Source organism: Ramlibacter sp. WS9, from assembly GCF_003797765.1.
Taxonomy (GTDB): Bacteria; Pseudomonadota; Gammaproteobacteria; order Burkholderiales; family Burkholderiaceae_C; genus Ramlibacter.
This window is the reverse complement of record NZ_RKMB01000001.1, coordinates 141,561-156,035: the sequence shown is the minus strand read 5'-3', so window position 1 is coordinate 156,035 and position 14,475 is coordinate 141,561. Positions and strand designations below refer to the sequence as shown.

Sequence of the window (14,475 nt, the reverse complement as noted above, 5' to 3'; positions counted from 1 at the left end):
GACTGTCAGCAGGAGCGAGCGACGAGTCAGGCACGGTCAAACGCGTTCGGGCGCGTGCGGTTGGCCGGGCAGTTCCACGGGCACGACGCGCCGGCCTTCGTCGTCTTCCGCAGGCGGCGCCTTCGGCCTGGGATCGTTCGGCTGGGGATCCGGGTTATTCACCGGAGGCACGGATTCCGGCGCGGGAACATCGGGCACGTTCAGCCTCGGGACTTGTCGAGCTTGCCGGGACCGTCGGCGATGCCGGGGCCGGTGTCGATCACCGGATCGGCCTCTTCATCTTCGATGTCGGCTGCCATGCGCTCGGGGCGATCGGGCAGCGGCGGGCGGCGGCTGATGTCCTGCGCAGCTGAGCTTTCTTCCGATGCGGCGCCAGCACGACCGCGGTCGGGCTTGGGCTGCGGGAATTTCCGGTCGGGCAGACGCTCGACCATTTCGTCGCCGAGCGGCGTCGGGTCTTGAGGCATGGCAACTCCTTTTTACCGGATTGTGGAGTTGAGGCGCGGGTGCAGCACTCGGCGGTGCGCCCGTCTCCATGTCAGCCGGCGCTTACCGTCCGGCAGGGGACAGCCTAGTTCTCGCGGCGGTTCATGCCCCACCAGCTCAGCACCAAGCACAAGGCCGAGAACCCCAGCAGTAGGGCCGCACGTGGCAGCACATGTGCGGCGGTGGGGTTGCCCAGGAACACCGACTGCATGCCATCCAGCGCCCAGCCCATGGGCGACCACTCCGAGATTTTCTGCAGGCCGGGCGGCATCAGCATGCGCGGAACCATCACGCCGGCAATCGCAGCCAGCACCACATTCAGGCCGCCACCCAGCGCCGCGGCGTGATCGAAGGTCGCCGTGTGCGCGGCGATCAGTAGCGCCAATCCCACGGCGGCGGCGCTGGTCGCCACCACCATCAACATGAACCACGGCACTGAAACGCCGAGGTTCAACGCATCGCCGCCCAGCGCGGGAACCACCCACCGGCCCACCAGCAGCATGAACGCGAGCTGCACCCAATTGAGCAGCATGAAGGCCACCAACTTACCGCCGAGCACGGCTTGCATCGGCACCTGCAGGGTCGCCAGGCGCACCAGCGTTCCGTCATTGCGTTCCTGGATCAGCACACCGGCAATCGGGATCACGACGAAGAACATGCCGAAGATGAGCCATGCGGGCACGCTCTGCTGCACGGCCGTCATCGGCCGGCCGGATTCGATTTCGTAGAGATAGCGCACCGGCGGCGCGGCTTGCGAAGAGAGCAGGTCACCACTGCCTGCACTGCCCAGCAGCACGCTGGCGAAGGGCCCGGCCTGCGCGGCCGCCATCTTCATCTGCACCTGCAGCAAAGAGAAGCTCAGTTCGGCGCGAAGCCGCGCTGCCGCTGCCGGCTGCACCAGGTTGCCCAGCCACATCTCGAGCTGCTCGCTGCGCGGTCGACCGTCCGGGCCCAGCAGCGGCGCGCGCACCACGACGCCCGCGTCGACCCGGCGCGCCTTGAGCGCGGCCTGCAACTCTTCGCGCGACGAGAAGCGCTGGCCACCCTGACGCGCGATCCATTCTCGGACCCACTGCGCGGCGACGGTGCCGGTGTCTTCCAAGACCCAGCCGGTGGCCGGCAGTTCGATCTTGGCGATCAACGTGTTCTTCAAGGTGAACGACATCACCAGCACGAAGATCGCGGGCATCAGGAACAGCACGGCCAAGCCGTGCGGGTTGCGCAGCAGCAGCCGCCATTCCTTGATGGCGATGCGCATGACCTGTCTTGAGCGATGAACGAAGCTGGCCACGCTAATCCCTCAACGGCCGGTGGGTGTAGTGCATGAACAAGGCTTCCAAATGCTCGAACGGCGCGCTGCCCTCCGGCCCGCGCAGCAGCGTGGCGAGATCACCGCTGGCCAGCACCTGGCCGTGATCGAGCAGCAGGATGTGCGAGCACACGGCGCTCACTTCTTCCATGTAGTGCGTGGCATACAGCACCGCGGTGCCGCCCGCCACCATGTCGCGCACGCGGTCCAGCAGGAACGCGCGCGACTGCGGATCGACGCCGACCGTCGGCTCGTCCAGCAGCAACACCTCGGGCTGCTGCAGCAATGCGATACCCAGGTTCAGGCGCCGGCGCACGCCGCCGGAACACTGCCGCGCGCGGCGTTGTGCGAACTCCTGCAGCATGCACGTCTCGATGGCCTTGTCGACACGTTGCGCCGCTTCTGCCGCCGGCACGTCGAGCATGCCCGCGAAGAACTGAAGATTCTCGCGGCAGGTCAGCTCCGGGTAGAAGGCGTATTCCTGCGGCACCCAGGCAATCGACGGTGCGGCGGCGCCCGGGTGGCGAATGCTGCCGCCCTGCGGCGTGCGCAGCCCCGCGAGGAGGTTGATGAGCGTCGACTTGCCGGACCCGTTGGGGCCTAGCAAGCCCACGGCCTGCCCCCGCGCCAGGCGCAGGTCGACACCGCGCAGCGCGGGTTCGGCTTGCCCGGCGTAACGGTAGACCAGCTGCTGCGCTTCGAGGACGGTGCCGCCGGCGCTCATTGCACCGATGCGTCCGGCGAGTGATGCACCTGTGGCGCGCCGAGCGGCGTGGTGGCCAGCGGCACGCTGCGGCCCGGCAGCACGGTGGCCGCCTGCAGGCTGCGCCACAGGCCGAGCGGTGCCATGCCCTTTTGCAACAGGCGCTTCGCCACCATCACCACGATCTTCGCGATGTCGATGACGGGTCGGAAATGGCTGGCGCGTGCGTGTACCGGGTAGCGCCCCGGGATCGCCACGGCGAGCGTCCGGTGGCCGCGGCCCGCGGCCTCGATCAATATTTCGCTTTCGAACGTGAAGCGGCTGCCGCGCCCCTTGCCGCTCAATGCGATGCGCATCACCTCGCGTGAGTAGACGCGAAAGCCCGATTGCGAATCGGCAATGGGATGGCCCGCGGCCCACGAAATCCAGAAACACGCGAAACGGTTGGCGCGATAGCGCGCCGGCGGGAATTGCGCGCGATCATGCAGACGGGAGCCGATGATGATGCGCTCCGGGTGGCGGCGCCACGCCGCCAGCAGGCCCGGCACGTCAGCGGGATCGTGCTGGCCGTCGCCGTCGAGCGCGATCACGCATTGCGCCTCCTGCGACAGCGCGTACTCGAACGCGGTGCACAGGCTCGCCGCCTTGCCCTGATTCCGGGCGTGCACCAGCAGCGTGACGGGCAAGCCTTCGAGCTGCGCCCGTGAGCCGTCGCTGGAGCCGTCATCCACCACGATGACGCGTGGGCAACGCGCCAGCGCCTCTTGCGCCAGCGCGCGAATCGTGCGCTCTTCCTGGTACGCGGGAATCACGATCCACACGCCGTCCCACGAAGGGGCTTCGGCTTCTGTTGGGGTTTGCATACTTCTCATACTCAGTAAAGGCCGCCGTTGACCCCGATCACCTGGCCCGTGACGTAGCTGGCCGCATCGGACGCGAGGAAGGCCACCACGGCGGCCACTTCCTGCGGGGTGCCCGCGCGGCCGGCCGGCACCATGGCCTTGATTTTCTCGGGCGGGAAAGCAGCCTGCGCCATGCCGGTATCGATCACGCCCGGCGCGACGGCGTTCACGGTGATGCCACGTCCTGCCAGTTCCATCGCGAGCGACTTGGTGGCGCCGTGCAGGCCGGCCTTGGCCGCCGCGTAGTTGGCCTGGCCGCGGTTGCCGGCCTGGCCCGCGACCGAGCTGATGTTGACGATGCGGCCCCAGCGCGTGCGCACCATCGGCAGCAGAAGCGGCTGGGTCACGCGGAAAAAGCCGTTCAGGTTGGTGTCGATGACTTCATCCCAGACTTCCGCCGACATGCCGGCCATCAGCGCATCGCGATGGAGCCCCGCGTTGTTGACGAGGATCTGGATCGGGCCGGGCGCCAGCAGCGCTTCGACAGCGGCTTGCACCTGCGACGCGTCGGACAAGTCGAACGCGACGGCGACCGCCTGGCCGCCACTCGCCACGATTTCGTCGACCACGGCCTGCGCGCGCTCGATGCCGCGGTTCGCGTGCACGATGACATGCGCGCCTTGCACCGCGAGTGCGCGGCAGATGGCGGCGCCGATCTCGCCGCTGCCACCGGTCACGAGAGCGCGTCGCGCTGTCAGGGAAGGAGGCTGCGTCATGGCACTTCGGGCGTTGTGAACGCCACGATCAGGCGGCCGCTGGCGATGGCCTGCCCGGTGCTGGCCACGTCGAACGCATAGAGGCAACCAGTCGCCAGGCGTCCCAGCAACTCGGCTCGCACGGTCACGTTCTCGGCGTCCGAAGGAAAGAAGGACATGCGCAGTTCAACGTCCGAGAGTTTGGCGAGCATGCCGTCGCGCGCACCCTGCACACCATCGAGCAAGGCGCCATGCACCGCCACCGCCTGCGCGGCGTACTCGCAAGCTGCGATCGCGGGAACGCGGCCTTCGCGCGCAAGCGGGTGTTGCGCAACAGGCGCCGCACTGCTGCAGGCGATGTGCGACGCGTCCCACGCCGTGACCGCATCGAGCAGGCACATCGCCCCCGCGTGCGGCACGAGCCTTTCGATCTGCGCGCGGCCTGGCATCATGCGGCACCGCTTTCCACGCGGCGCAGCGTGAGCAGTTGCGCGCCCAGCGTGAGCCAGCAAGGCGTTCCGGCTTCGGCGTCGAGCAGGCCGAGCGCAGCCAGCCCGCGCGCGCTGCTGTGACCGGCCCATGACGCGGGCAGCCACGCCGGCAGCGGCTCCGGCAATCGCAGTTCCGGCTCCACCTCCAGCGTGAACGACGCCAACACCGGCACTCCTTCGGCAGGCGGGCGGCAGTTGATGATCCAGGCGCTGGCCGTCGCTTCTTCGACAGTCAGCACTTCGTTCATCGGTGACGGCATGGCCGGATCGTAGGCCACCAACATGACAGGCTCGCCGGAGGCCATGGATTCGGTCACCGCGCACAGCAGACCGGCAGCGAAACTCTCCAGCCCCATGCTCAGGGCCGTGGTGGGCTGGCGATTGCGCCACGCGATCGAAAAATAGCCCGAGGGCGCGTTCAACACCGAGTTGGGAAACAAGAGCGGCGACACCTGGCGCGTGGTGCCCAGCGTTTCCAGCATCTGCTGGCAGACCTCGCCGGTGCCTTCGTCGGTCGCGAACACCGAACGCAGCGTTTCCACCGGAAAAGGACTGGCTTCCAGTGCCTGCGCAATGCAGGCCAAGGCCAGGCGCACCGCCTGGCTCGCGCGCCGCCGCTCGTGACTCGGCAGCATCGCCGGGCTGGGCAGTTGCAGCGGCGTGGCGGCATATTGCTCGGCGCCGCTGGAGACCGCGCGCAATTGCGCGAGCGACGCCAACCCCGGCGCCAGAACGCCCGCGGCATGAAGGTGGAATCGGAGTTCGCTCATGTCACGCCGAGAGGCTGAAGACCAGCGTGCAGTTGCTGCCGCCGAACCCGAAGCTGTTGCTGATCGCGTGGCGCATGCGCACGGCGGCAGGCTGCGTCACCAGGTTCACGTCGAGCGCGGGGTCGGGTGTGGACCAATTGGCGCTGGGTGGCAGGGCCTGGTGCTCGATCGCCTGTGCGGTGACGATGGCTTCGACGATGCCGGCCGCGCCGAGCGTGTGGCCGGTCACGCCTTTCGTGGAAGAGACCGGCACGCGATGCGCACCGAACACGGCGGCGATGGCGGCGGCTTCGGAGCGGTCGTTGATGGGCGTGGCCGTGCCATGGGCGTTGAGATAGCCGACGTCTGCCGGGGCCAGGCCAGCGGCTTGCAGTGCCATCCGCATCGAGGCTTGCGCGCCCTCGCCTTCCGGGTGCGGTGTCGACATGTGCCAAGCGTCGCTGGATTCACCACCACCGCTGTACAGCACCGGCGCCGGTGTGCGCTCCAGCAATGCAAAGCCGGCGGCTTCACCGATCGAAATGCCTTTGCGCTCGAGGTCGTACGGGCGGCAAACCTCGTTCGACAACAGCTGCAGCGAATCGAAGCCGTGCAGCGTCGACAGGCACAGGCTGTCCGCGCCGCCCACGACGGCTGCGTCGATCAGGCCCGCGTCGAGCCAGCGCTGCGCGGTGAGGAACACTTTCGCGCTGGAGGAACAGGCGGTGGAGATCGCCGTCATCGGCCCCAACAGGCCGAGCACCTCCTCGGTGAACCGGCAGAGCGCATCGACCGAGTGCGTGCGGCGGTAGTCGAAGGCGGGCGGCCACTGGCCTGTGGCGCGGCGCTCTGCGTAGGCAGCCTCGGTGCTCTGGATGCCCGAGGTGCTGGTGCCCAACACCACGCCGACGCGATGCGCGCCGTGTTTCGTCACCGCGGCGGCGACTGCGCGCCGAAACGTTGCATCCTGCAATGCCAGCCAGGCCAGCCGATGGCTTCGGCAGTCCCAGGCGCCCAGGTGCGCGGCAAGGCTCGCGTCGTCCACGCCGGGAACCGTGCCGATCCAGCATGGCAATTCGCACCACGACAGATCGTTGGGATGCAGCCCCGTGCGCCCCTGCGACACGGCATCCCACAGCGCGGGTGTGCCGTGCCCCGCGGGGTGCACGACGGCGGTTGCGGTGATTCCGAGAGCGGGCCTGCGATTCATAGACACACGGGTCAGGCCGCGACGCGGCACTCCAGCAGGGTGTGGTAGCCGCCGACACCGTCGGTCACGGCGGAGATCTCCAGTCCGGCACGCTCGACGAGGGCAAGGAACACCGAAGAATCGTACATCTGGCTATTGCCGTTGGCAACGCAGGTGAAGTAAAGCGACGTTTGTTGCAGGCTGAACGCCGCAGCCTCGAAGCGCTGTCGGTCCCAGAACAGCTCCAGGATCCAGACCCGCCCGCCCGGCACCAGCGCTTCGCGCACCTTGCGCAGGATGGCGACGATCTCGTCGTCTGAGAAGCAATCCAGGAACTGGCTCATCCAGGCCATGTCGTGGCCGCCGGGCAACGGGGCTTCGTCATCGAGCAGATTCACTGCGTGGTAGGTGGCGCGTTCGCCGAGCCCGGCCTGTTCCAGGTGCGCGCGGGCACGCTGCAACTGCGGCTCCAGGTCCACCAACCCCACTTCAAGGGACGGCAGGCGCTTCAGGCACATCCGCGCCCACTTGCCGGTGTTGCAGCCGATGTCCATCAGGCGCAGCGGCGGTTGCGCCGCCAGCCGCTCGCAGACCACCGGGAAGGCGCCGTCGGAATAGAAATGGTCGAACGCGTGCCAACTGGTCAACGCCGGCTCGGGCATCACCGACAAACCTTCATAGAGTGTGGCCCAGGGCCCCAGCTCTTTCAAACCCGCGGGGCGTCCTTCTTCGAGCGACTCCCCGAGGTGGGCCGCAGCCTGGTAGCAGACGTCGCGCGTGAAGTCGAAGTTGACGCGGGTCATCTCGTCGTCCAGCAAAAAGCGCCCCAGCTTGCCCAGAAAGTAGTGGCCGCCCCGGCGCCAGACGATGTGCAGACCCAGGCCGGCCTCCAGCAACACGCGCACCGCGTAGGCCGACAACCCGGTCGCCGCGCAGACCTCGTCGATCGTGCTGCCTTCGGTATGCGCCGTCTTCGCCAGGGCCGCGAGCACGCCCCGGTCGCGCAGGGCGGCCGTGGCCTGGAAAGCCAACGGCCCGAAAGCCAGCCGCTGGGCGGCGGTCACGGCTTCCAGCGCGGTAAGCGGGTCTTTGTCGTACATCGATACCTTTGTTGAAGTGAAGGGGCTCAGGGATTGAGCCGGGTGGTGGTGCGCTCGCCCTGGCGCTCGACCACGATGATGACCTGCAATTGCCCGCCTGTGCCTTGCAGCTCCACTTGTTCCAGATGGCGGCCCACCTCCGCGCTGCGCGGCTGCAACTGGGCGCGCCACACTCGCTCGTCGCCGGACAGCTGGATGCGGAAGTCGCGCTCCAGCGCCACGATGTCGCCGGCGACCACGCGCCGCATCACGTCCGACAGCGCAGCGAGCGCCGGCGCCTGGCTGAAGAGGATCTGCTTGGTGCCGCCGGCCCCCACCCACTCGATGCGATCGGGCAGCAGGCGCCACGTTTCCTGGCGCGGCGACTCGACTCGCTTTTCGAGCGCGTCCGGCTTCGAATGCATGGTGCCGCTCGAAGTGACGGGCGCCGACAGCCATGGGGACTCGCGCACTTCCTGAAAACGGACCGCCGGCTTCGCAGACGACTGAATCAGCCGCTGCAGTTCGGCGACGCTGAGCGCGCCGGCCGCGCTCGCGCCCAGCGAGAGCAGCGCCACGGCCAGCGCCACGAAGCGAAGAAGTTGTTTGATCATGCGGGGCCTTCGCTGGCCGCCCAATAGGGGTAGAAGTTGAACCAGTTCAGAGGATAGCGCCGCGCGTACTGTTCCAGAAGCGAGGCGTAGCGGTCGACCACGGGCTGCAGCGCGGCGCCGCGGGCGCTGCCGGGAGCCGCCGGCCCGAATTCGGCGAACTCGATCCGATAGCGGTTGCCGCCTTCATAGAGGCCGAAGCACATGACGACGGGTGCCTGCGCACGCGCCGCCAGCACGTGCGGTGCCACAGGCAGCAACGCCCGCTTCCCGAAGAACTGCGCGGGCAGGCTCGCGCCGGCGCCATCCACCCTGTCCGCCAGCAGGCCCACAATCTCGCCGCGCTCCAATGCTTCATGGGCGCGCAGGTAGCTCTCGGGCCGGCCCAGGGCAATGACGTTGAGCGCGTGTTCGTCAATGCCGGCGATGCGCCGCAGGCGAGCTCGCGGATCGAACTGCATCATCACACTCACCGGCCGGCCGTCCATCGCACGGTGCGCCAGCATCAGCAGGTCGAAGCTGCCCAGGTGCGAGCCGAGCAGCACGCAGCCGCGGCCACCCTCCGTCAAGCGGTCCACGAGCGGCAACCCTTCGATGGTGACCTCGAAGCGGTCGAACTCGCCCGCCGCCATGTACACACGGTCCAACAAGGTCGCGGCGAAACTGTAGATGTGCGCAAAGATGTCTCGCAGGCGCGCCGGCCGGCCGTTCACCGTGGCAAGGAACTCCGCCGAGGCGCGCCGCGCGGTTGCATCCGTGGCGACGAAATAGAAAACGATGGGGTACAGCAGGCCGCGGCACAGCGGGCGACCCGCGACGCGTGCCAGCCAGACGATCAGCGCGATCAGCCAGGCGCTGCCGCGCTCGGCCTTGTCGCTCCAGCGCTTCATGCGCCCACCCGCGCGATCAAGCTGGCCGCGCCCTCGGCCACCACGACGTCGGCGCCCTGCCGGCGGGTCAGAACGCGAAACGAAGCACGAAGTCCGTCCACTTCGCATGAAGCGTGCGCGTGCTCGCCCGGCAGCAGCGCAGACATGAACTTCACCTGGCGCAGTCCGCCGACATCCTGTCCGGTGAACCGCGAGATGGCTTGCAGAACATGATCGAGCAACAGCACGCCCGGCACCACGGGGCGCCCGGGAAAATGCCCGGGCAGCGAGGGGTGGTCCATCGCAACCTGGAAGTCGAATTCCAGGCTGTTCATGAGCGCGGCCCGCTCGACTGGCGCTGCGCGTAGAGCTGGTCCAGCGCAGCGCGGGGCAGCTTGCCGGTGTCTGCGCGAGGCAAGCGTTCGACGTGGATGAAAGTGCGCGGCAGGAACACCGGGTCCATCCGCTCGCGCAGCCAGGCCAGCGCGGCGGCCCGGTCCAGCGGTGCGCCCGCGTGGATCAGGACCAGGCGTTCGGTGGGTGCGCCGGTGGCGGGCAGGTAGAACACGCCATCGGCGAGGCCCGGCAGGTCCTGCAGCAACAGATTGAGTCCGGCCAGCGACGCGCGCCGGCCCGCGATCTTGACCAGGTCGCCTTGGCGGCCCAGCAGGACGAACCGGCCTTGTGCATCGATTTCAACCTCATCGGCCAGCAGTTGCGGCGACGGGAAATGTGCGCCCCAGGCCCGCGTGCCCGCTTCGGTGGATTCGATCCGAACGCCGTCGACAGGCCGCCACTGAGTGTCGCGGGCCGTGCGCCGCATGGCCACGACCCCTGTTTCCGTGGAACCATAGATTTCCATCGTGGGCGCTGCGGCCAGTGCTTCGGCCTGTGCGGCGAGGGCAGGCGCCAGCGGCATCGTTGACGCAAGCACGAGGCGGCAACGGACCAAGGCATCGCCCGCCTGCGCCAGCGCGCGCAGGTGCAAGGGCGTTGCAATCCACGCGGCATCCTGCTCACCTTGTTCGAAAGCGGCGCGCACGTCGCCGGGCAGCAAAGGCCGGCCTTCCAGCACCGGGATGCCGGCCACCAGCGGTAGCATCACCGATGTCTCCAGCCCGAACATGTGCTGCGGCGGCACGCTCGAGACGATTCGCCGCAAAGCCGCGACGCCGCCCTGCACTTCTTCGTCGAGCCGGGCGTGCAGCGCCTGCGCGCCACGCACCAGGTGACCCAGCGCCTTGACCTGCGGTTCGGGCGTTCCCGTGCTGCCGGACGTGTAGAGGCGGATGAGCGGTGCGTCCCAATTCGGGATCCACGCGAGCGAAGCATTCGGCATCGCGGTGGACGATGCTTCCGGCACGTGGACCAGGCACCGCGCATGCTCGGCCCAGTGCGGCTGCAGCAGCTTCGGGTCGTCGACGACGATCACGGCATGGGCCGCGGCCTTGAGGATGGCCACCAGGTCGGCGTGGCCACCGGAGGGCGGCAGCAGTTGCACGCAGCCGCGCCGCAGTGCCGCCAGCCAGGCAACGAAAAAGCCGACGCGCGAGCCGCACAGGTTGCAGACGGTGGCGCCGGCATCGAGTCGCGCCGCCAGCGCGATGGACGCGGCGTGGACTTCGCCCCAGGTCCAATGACGGGCGCCGCCGATCACGGCGTGTTCCTTCAACTGCCGTCCGGCAGCCACCAGTGGAAGCTCGGTCAGTCGCTGCATGAATGGGACTGCCTAGTCGGCGGGGTGTTTGCCAGGATGCCAGACGCTCCAGGTGTCGCGCACCTGCTGCACCAGTCCAGGAAAGGTGTGGTCCGGAAACAGCCGGGGCCGAAGCCAGTGCTCACCAGCGAAGAGGATCACCGTGCCGCCCCAGACCCAGGCGCCGCTGCTGAAAGACACGGAACCCGCGGTCATCGTGAGCAAGGCGGCGAGGACGAAATAGGCGCACCAGATGGCCGTGAGCCAGCGCGTGTACCGCTGCAGCGGTGGCGGCAGCGCCGGGTCACTGACCCGGGCGATGCGCTCGATCAGCGGGACTTCGGGCGCACGCAGCGTGCGGCCGAAGAAGAAGGCCAGCCAGCCGAGCACCAGCACGGAGAGAATCCGCCACCAGCCCGCGCCGCCCAGGGACTGCATCCATTCCACACGCGGATCAGCGCTGCGCGGCCAGGGTGGCGATGTGGTCCGCCAGGCTCTGGAGTGAAGCGAAGATGGTCTCGTTGTTCGGGTCGTCCGCCTTCAGCTTCACGCCGTAGCGCTGCTGCACCAGCAGCGAGATTTCCAGCACGTCGAGAGAGTCCAGGTCGAGCCCGCCGCCGAACAGGGGCGCGAGAAGGTCGACCTCGGCCGGATTCACATCCTCCAGGTTCAACCCTTCGACCACCAGCGTGGCCAATTCCCTTGCCGATACTTGCGCTGCGGGCGCACCCAGACCGAGGCTCATGATGCGGACAGCTGCGCGTTGATGCCGCGCGTCAGGTTCTGGACCCAGCCGTTGTAGTTCTTGTGGATGGTGCCGCCCTTTTCGTCCAGGCCGGTGCTGGCGCGGTACTTGATGCTGTAGCTGTTGGCGTTGTAGGGGATGGCCACCACGGCGGTATGGTTGCGCAGCTGGATATTGGCCACGATCATGTTGGGACCTTCGTCCTTCATCTGCCAGCCCAGGGCGGCGCCCGCACGCACGATGGCACCACGCACCTGTTCGCGGTTCAACGGCTTGCCGGAAGCGCTGATGGCGGGCGCCTGGTCGATGTTTTGGATGGGCACGCTGTTGCAGCCCGTCACGGCAAGGGCGATGGCCAGGGTGGCGAGAACGGTATGAATGCGCATGGGAAACTCCTCCGGAAGTTTGAGTGGAGGCGGATGGATTGTTTTTGGCTTTGCTCCAGCCGCCGTGGTGCACACGTCGACTTTCGTTTCCAGCCGGGCCGTGGGCAAGGGAATTCTACTCAACAGGCGCCCGGCACCGAGAAAAGGGTCACGGTGCGGCGCAGATAAACAACGCCTGCCTCGCGCCGCTCGCTACGGCGAGCCCGTCTCGATCTTCTTGCCGATCATGCGCGATCCGCCCCCGTCCAGCTCTTCCTCGATCCAGACGGCCGAATAGCGCTCGCCCAGTTCGCCCTTGACGACGTAGGTTCGGTGGTTTTCCGGCGCGAACGTGACCGTGCCCACCACGTCCAGCAGACGCTCTCCCGAAGTCAATTCGATGATGGGAGCGGCGTACCGTGTGCGTCCTTCGATCGTGAAAGTCGCCATCCGTGCGGGAACGTTGCGCTCAACCAGCGTCGGTGTCATTTGTAGACCTCGACCTTGGTTGCGCACCGCCGTGCGCAAATAGCTGTCTTCGATTCTCGCGTCCCCGATTTTCGACACGACGAAGAACTGCGCCTTCCTCGTACTCGCGATCTTGATGGAGTCACGGAGCACCGCGACTGCTGCGGTGGGCGCGGCCACGGCATCCGGGCAAGTGACAATTCCGGCGAGCGTGTAAGCGCCGGGAACCGAAGGACCGAAAGCGGGACTGCGGTGAACGAGCGGACCAACGTATTCCGGTTCCCCGGCAACCCCGCGTCCGTCACACATTTGCGCGGCCCGGGACGCATAGGCGCGTTCAACCTGCGCCTTGGTCTGCTGAAAGCCGGCCAGCGTGACCTTGTACTTGCCCGGGCTCAGTTCCACCGTTTCCTCCTTCAGTGACCTGCCCTCGAACTCGACCTGCTTCGTGTTGTCGGGGATGGTGGCACATGCACCAAGAAAGCCGCACAGGGTCGCGAGGAGGAGGACGCGGATGTTCATGGTGAGTGTCGTGGGGCCGGTGTGCGACCGGCCCTGGCATGTTGATCGGCAGTTGATAGAACACCTCCGAGCCCGATCGGGGCTGGAGGTGCGCGGGGGACGGCCGGATCTTATGCCAACTGGATCTGCACACCTTCAGGCGAGATTCCCCTGGCACAGGTACTTCGTCTGCAGGTATTCGTCCAGGCCCCAGTGCGAGCCCTCGCGGCCATAGCCTGATTCCTTGACGCCGCCGAAAGGCGCGGCCTGCGCGGCGATGGCGCCTTCGTTGATGCCCACCATGCCGGTCTCCAGCGCCGAAGCCACGCGCCAGATGCGCTTGATGTCGTTGGAGAAGAAGTAGCCGGCCAGGCCGAAGGGCGTGTCGTTCGCCTGCGCGATGACCTCGGCTTCGGTGGCGAAGCGGAACACGGGCACGACCGGGCCGAATGTTTCTTCGCACGACAGCTCCATGCCGGGGTTGGCGTTGGTCAGCACGGTGGGCGCGTAGTAGTTCGGGCCATTGGCGATGCCGGTTCGCACGCGGTGTCCACCCACGACGGCCTTCGCGCCTTTGGCGACGGCGTCGTTCACGTGCCTTTCGATCTTGTCCACGGCACGCGCGTTGATCATCGGGCCGATCTCCGCCTCTGGCCAATCGGCCGGGCCGACCCGCAACGCGCCCACGCGGGCCGCGAGTTTGTCGACGAAGCGGTCATGCACCGCCTCGTGCACGAACACGCGGTTGGGGCTCACGCAGGTCTGTCCGCCGTTGCGGAACTTCGCGGCCATCAAGCCCTCGACCGCGGCATCGAGATCCGCATCCTCGAACACGATGAAGGGCGCATTTCCGCCGAGCTCGAGCGAGAGCTTCTTGAGCGTGTGGGCCGATTCGCGCGCGAGCAGCTTGCCCACTGCGGTGCTGCCGGTGAAACTGATCTTGCGCACGCGACCGTCGCGCAGCCACTCGCCCACCACCTCGGGCGTGCGCTCGCGCGACGCGGGCACGATGTTCAGCACACCCGGCGGCACGCCCGCTTCTTCGGCGAGCTTGACGAGTGCCAATGAAGTCAGCGGTGTGTCCTCCGCCGGCTTGGCGACCACCGTGCAGCCCGCCGCCAGCGCGGGCGCGATCTTGCGCGCGATCATCGCCGCGGGAAAATTCCAGGGCGTGACCACGGCGACGACGCCAACGGCCTCCCTCAGCACCAGGTAGCGCTTGCTCGCCACCGGCGCGGCGATGATCTCGCCGTTGGCGCGCACGCCCTCTTCCGCGAACCACTCCACATAGCCCGCGCTGTAGGCGATTTCCCCGCGCGACTCGGCGAGCGGCTTGCCCTGCTCGCGCGAAATCAGTTGGGCCAGCGGCTCCACGTCGCGCTCGATCAGTGCCTGCCATTTCTTGAGGATGAGGCAGCGCTCGCGTGCAGAGCGTGCCTTCCAGGCGGGAAGCGCCTGGGCCGCCGCATCAGCGGCCAGCCGGGCATCGGCCCCGCCGCCGTCGGCCGCGAGGGTGATCAGGCTGTCGTCGGCTGGGTTGCGCACCTCGAATTGTCGGCCGTCCTGGGATGCTTGCCAGTTGCCTGCGATGTAGTTCAGTGTTTGCATGTTTCCATC

General features: G+C 67.7%; 18 protein-coding genes. All 18 read right to left on the bottom strand.

The annotated features are described in order from the left end of the window. Window positions 1–200: 200 nt before the first annotated feature. Window positions 201–467, bottom strand: coding sequence for a hypothetical protein (locus EEB15_RS00790; RefSeq protein WP_141507625.1), 267 nt, complete (start codon window positions 465–467; stop codon window positions 201–203). Between the two features lie 104 nt (window positions 468–571). Beyond that, window positions 572–1,744: an ABC transporter permease gene (locus tag EEB15_RS00785; protein ID WP_141507624.1), complete on the bottom strand. Its 1,173-nt coding sequence runs from the start codon at window positions 1,742–1,744 to the stop codon at window positions 572–574. A 34-nt stretch (window positions 1,745–1,778) separates the two neighbouring features. Beyond that, window positions 1,779–2,519 carry an ABC transporter ATP-binding protein gene (locus EEB15_RS00780; protein WP_141507623.1) on the bottom strand — a complete coding sequence of 247 codons (741 nt, stop codon included), beginning with the start codon at window positions 2,517–2,519 and terminating at the stop codon, window positions 1,779–1,781. Continuing rightward, a complete protein-coding gene (locus tag EEB15_RS00775) occupies window positions 2,516–3,361 on the bottom strand; it encodes a glycosyltransferase family 2 protein (protein WP_141507622.1) in 846 nt (281 codons plus the stop codon). Before EEB15_RS00775 ends, EEB15_RS00780 begins: the two co-directional genes overlap by 4 nt. 11 nt (window positions 3,362–3,372) lie before the next feature. Then, entirely contained in the window at window positions 3,373–4,116 is a 744-nt protein-coding gene (gene fabG / locus EEB15_RS00770; protein WP_141507621.1) for a 3-oxoacyl-ACP reductase FabG, read from the bottom strand. After that, window positions 4,113–4,547, bottom strand: a complete 435-nt coding sequence (locus EEB15_RS00765) for a hypothetical protein (RefSeq protein ID WP_141507620.1) — start codon at window positions 4,545–4,547, stop codon at window positions 4,113–4,115. Before EEB15_RS00765 ends, fabG begins: the two co-directional genes overlap by 4 nt. Further along, on the bottom strand, window positions 4,544–5,356 hold the full coding sequence (locus EEB15_RS00760; protein WP_141507619.1) for a beta-ketoacyl synthase chain length factor: 813 nt from the start codon (window positions 5,354–5,356) through the stop codon (window positions 4,544–4,546). The genes EEB15_RS00765 and EEB15_RS00760 overlap by 4 nt, the downstream gene beginning before the upstream one ends. A gap of 1 nt (window position 5,357) precedes the next feature. Beyond that, entirely contained in the window at window positions 5,358–6,545 is a 1,188-nt protein-coding gene (locus tag EEB15_RS00755; protein ID WP_141507618.1) for a beta-ketoacyl-ACP synthase, read from the bottom strand. 11 nt (window positions 6,546–6,556) lie between these two features. Then, complete coding sequence (locus EEB15_RS00750; protein ID WP_141507617.1) at window positions 6,557–7,624, bottom strand: cyclopropane-fatty-acyl-phospholipid synthase family protein; 1,068 nt, start codon at window positions 7,622–7,624, stop codon at window positions 6,557–6,559. 26 nt (window positions 7,625–7,650) lie between these two features. Beyond that, window positions 7,651–8,217, bottom strand: a complete 567-nt coding sequence (locus EEB15_RS00745; protein ID WP_141507616.1) for a LolA-related protein — start codon at window positions 8,215–8,217, stop codon at window positions 7,651–7,653. After that, window positions 8,214–9,104, bottom strand: a complete 891-nt coding sequence (locus tag EEB15_RS00740; RefSeq protein ID WP_158289953.1) for a lipid A biosynthesis acyltransferase — start codon at window positions 9,102–9,104, stop codon at window positions 8,214–8,216. The genes EEB15_RS00745 and EEB15_RS00740 overlap by 4 nt, the downstream gene beginning before the upstream one ends. Next, on the bottom strand, window positions 9,101–9,418 hold the full coding sequence (locus tag EEB15_RS00735; RefSeq protein ID WP_141507614.1) for a hypothetical protein: 318 nt from the start codon (window positions 9,416–9,418) through the stop codon (window positions 9,101–9,103). The genes EEB15_RS00740 and EEB15_RS00735 overlap by 4 nt, the downstream gene beginning before the upstream one ends. After that, a complete protein-coding gene (locus tag EEB15_RS00730; protein ID WP_141507613.1) occupies window positions 9,415–10,800 on the bottom strand; it encodes an AMP-binding protein in 1,386 nt (461 codons plus the stop codon). Before EEB15_RS00730 ends, EEB15_RS00735 begins: the two co-directional genes overlap by 4 nt. A gap of 12 nt (window positions 10,801–10,812) precedes the next feature. Continuing rightward, the gene (locus EEB15_RS00725; protein WP_141507612.1) at window positions 10,813–11,226 is read right to left on the bottom strand and encodes a hypothetical protein; all 414 of its coding nucleotides are present in this window, start codon (window positions 11,224–11,226) and stop codon (window positions 10,813–10,815) included. A gap of 7 nt (window positions 11,227–11,233) precedes the next feature. Further along, window positions 11,234–11,524 (bottom strand): phosphopantetheine-binding protein, encoded by a 291-nt coding sequence (locus tag EEB15_RS00720; protein ID WP_141507611.1) that lies wholly within the window; start codon window positions 11,522–11,524, stop codon window positions 11,234–11,236. After that, the gene (locus tag EEB15_RS00715) at window positions 11,521–11,910 is read right to left on the bottom strand and encodes a hypothetical protein (RefSeq protein WP_141507610.1); all 390 of its coding nucleotides are present in this window, start codon (window positions 11,908–11,910) and stop codon (window positions 11,521–11,523) included. The genes EEB15_RS00720 and EEB15_RS00715 overlap by 4 nt, the downstream gene beginning before the upstream one ends. A gap of 192 nt (window positions 11,911–12,102) precedes the next feature. Then, window positions 12,103–12,879: a hypothetical protein gene (locus EEB15_RS00710; protein ID WP_141507609.1), complete on the bottom strand. Its 777-nt coding sequence runs from the start codon at window positions 12,877–12,879 to the stop codon at window positions 12,103–12,105. Window positions 12,880–13,014: 135 nt separating this feature from the next. Continuing rightward, on the bottom strand, window positions 13,015–14,466 hold the full coding sequence (locus tag EEB15_RS00705; protein WP_141507608.1) for an NAD-dependent succinate-semialdehyde dehydrogenase: 1,452 nt from the start codon (window positions 14,464–14,466) through the stop codon (window positions 13,015–13,017). Window positions 14,467–14,475 lie beyond the last annotated feature (9 nt).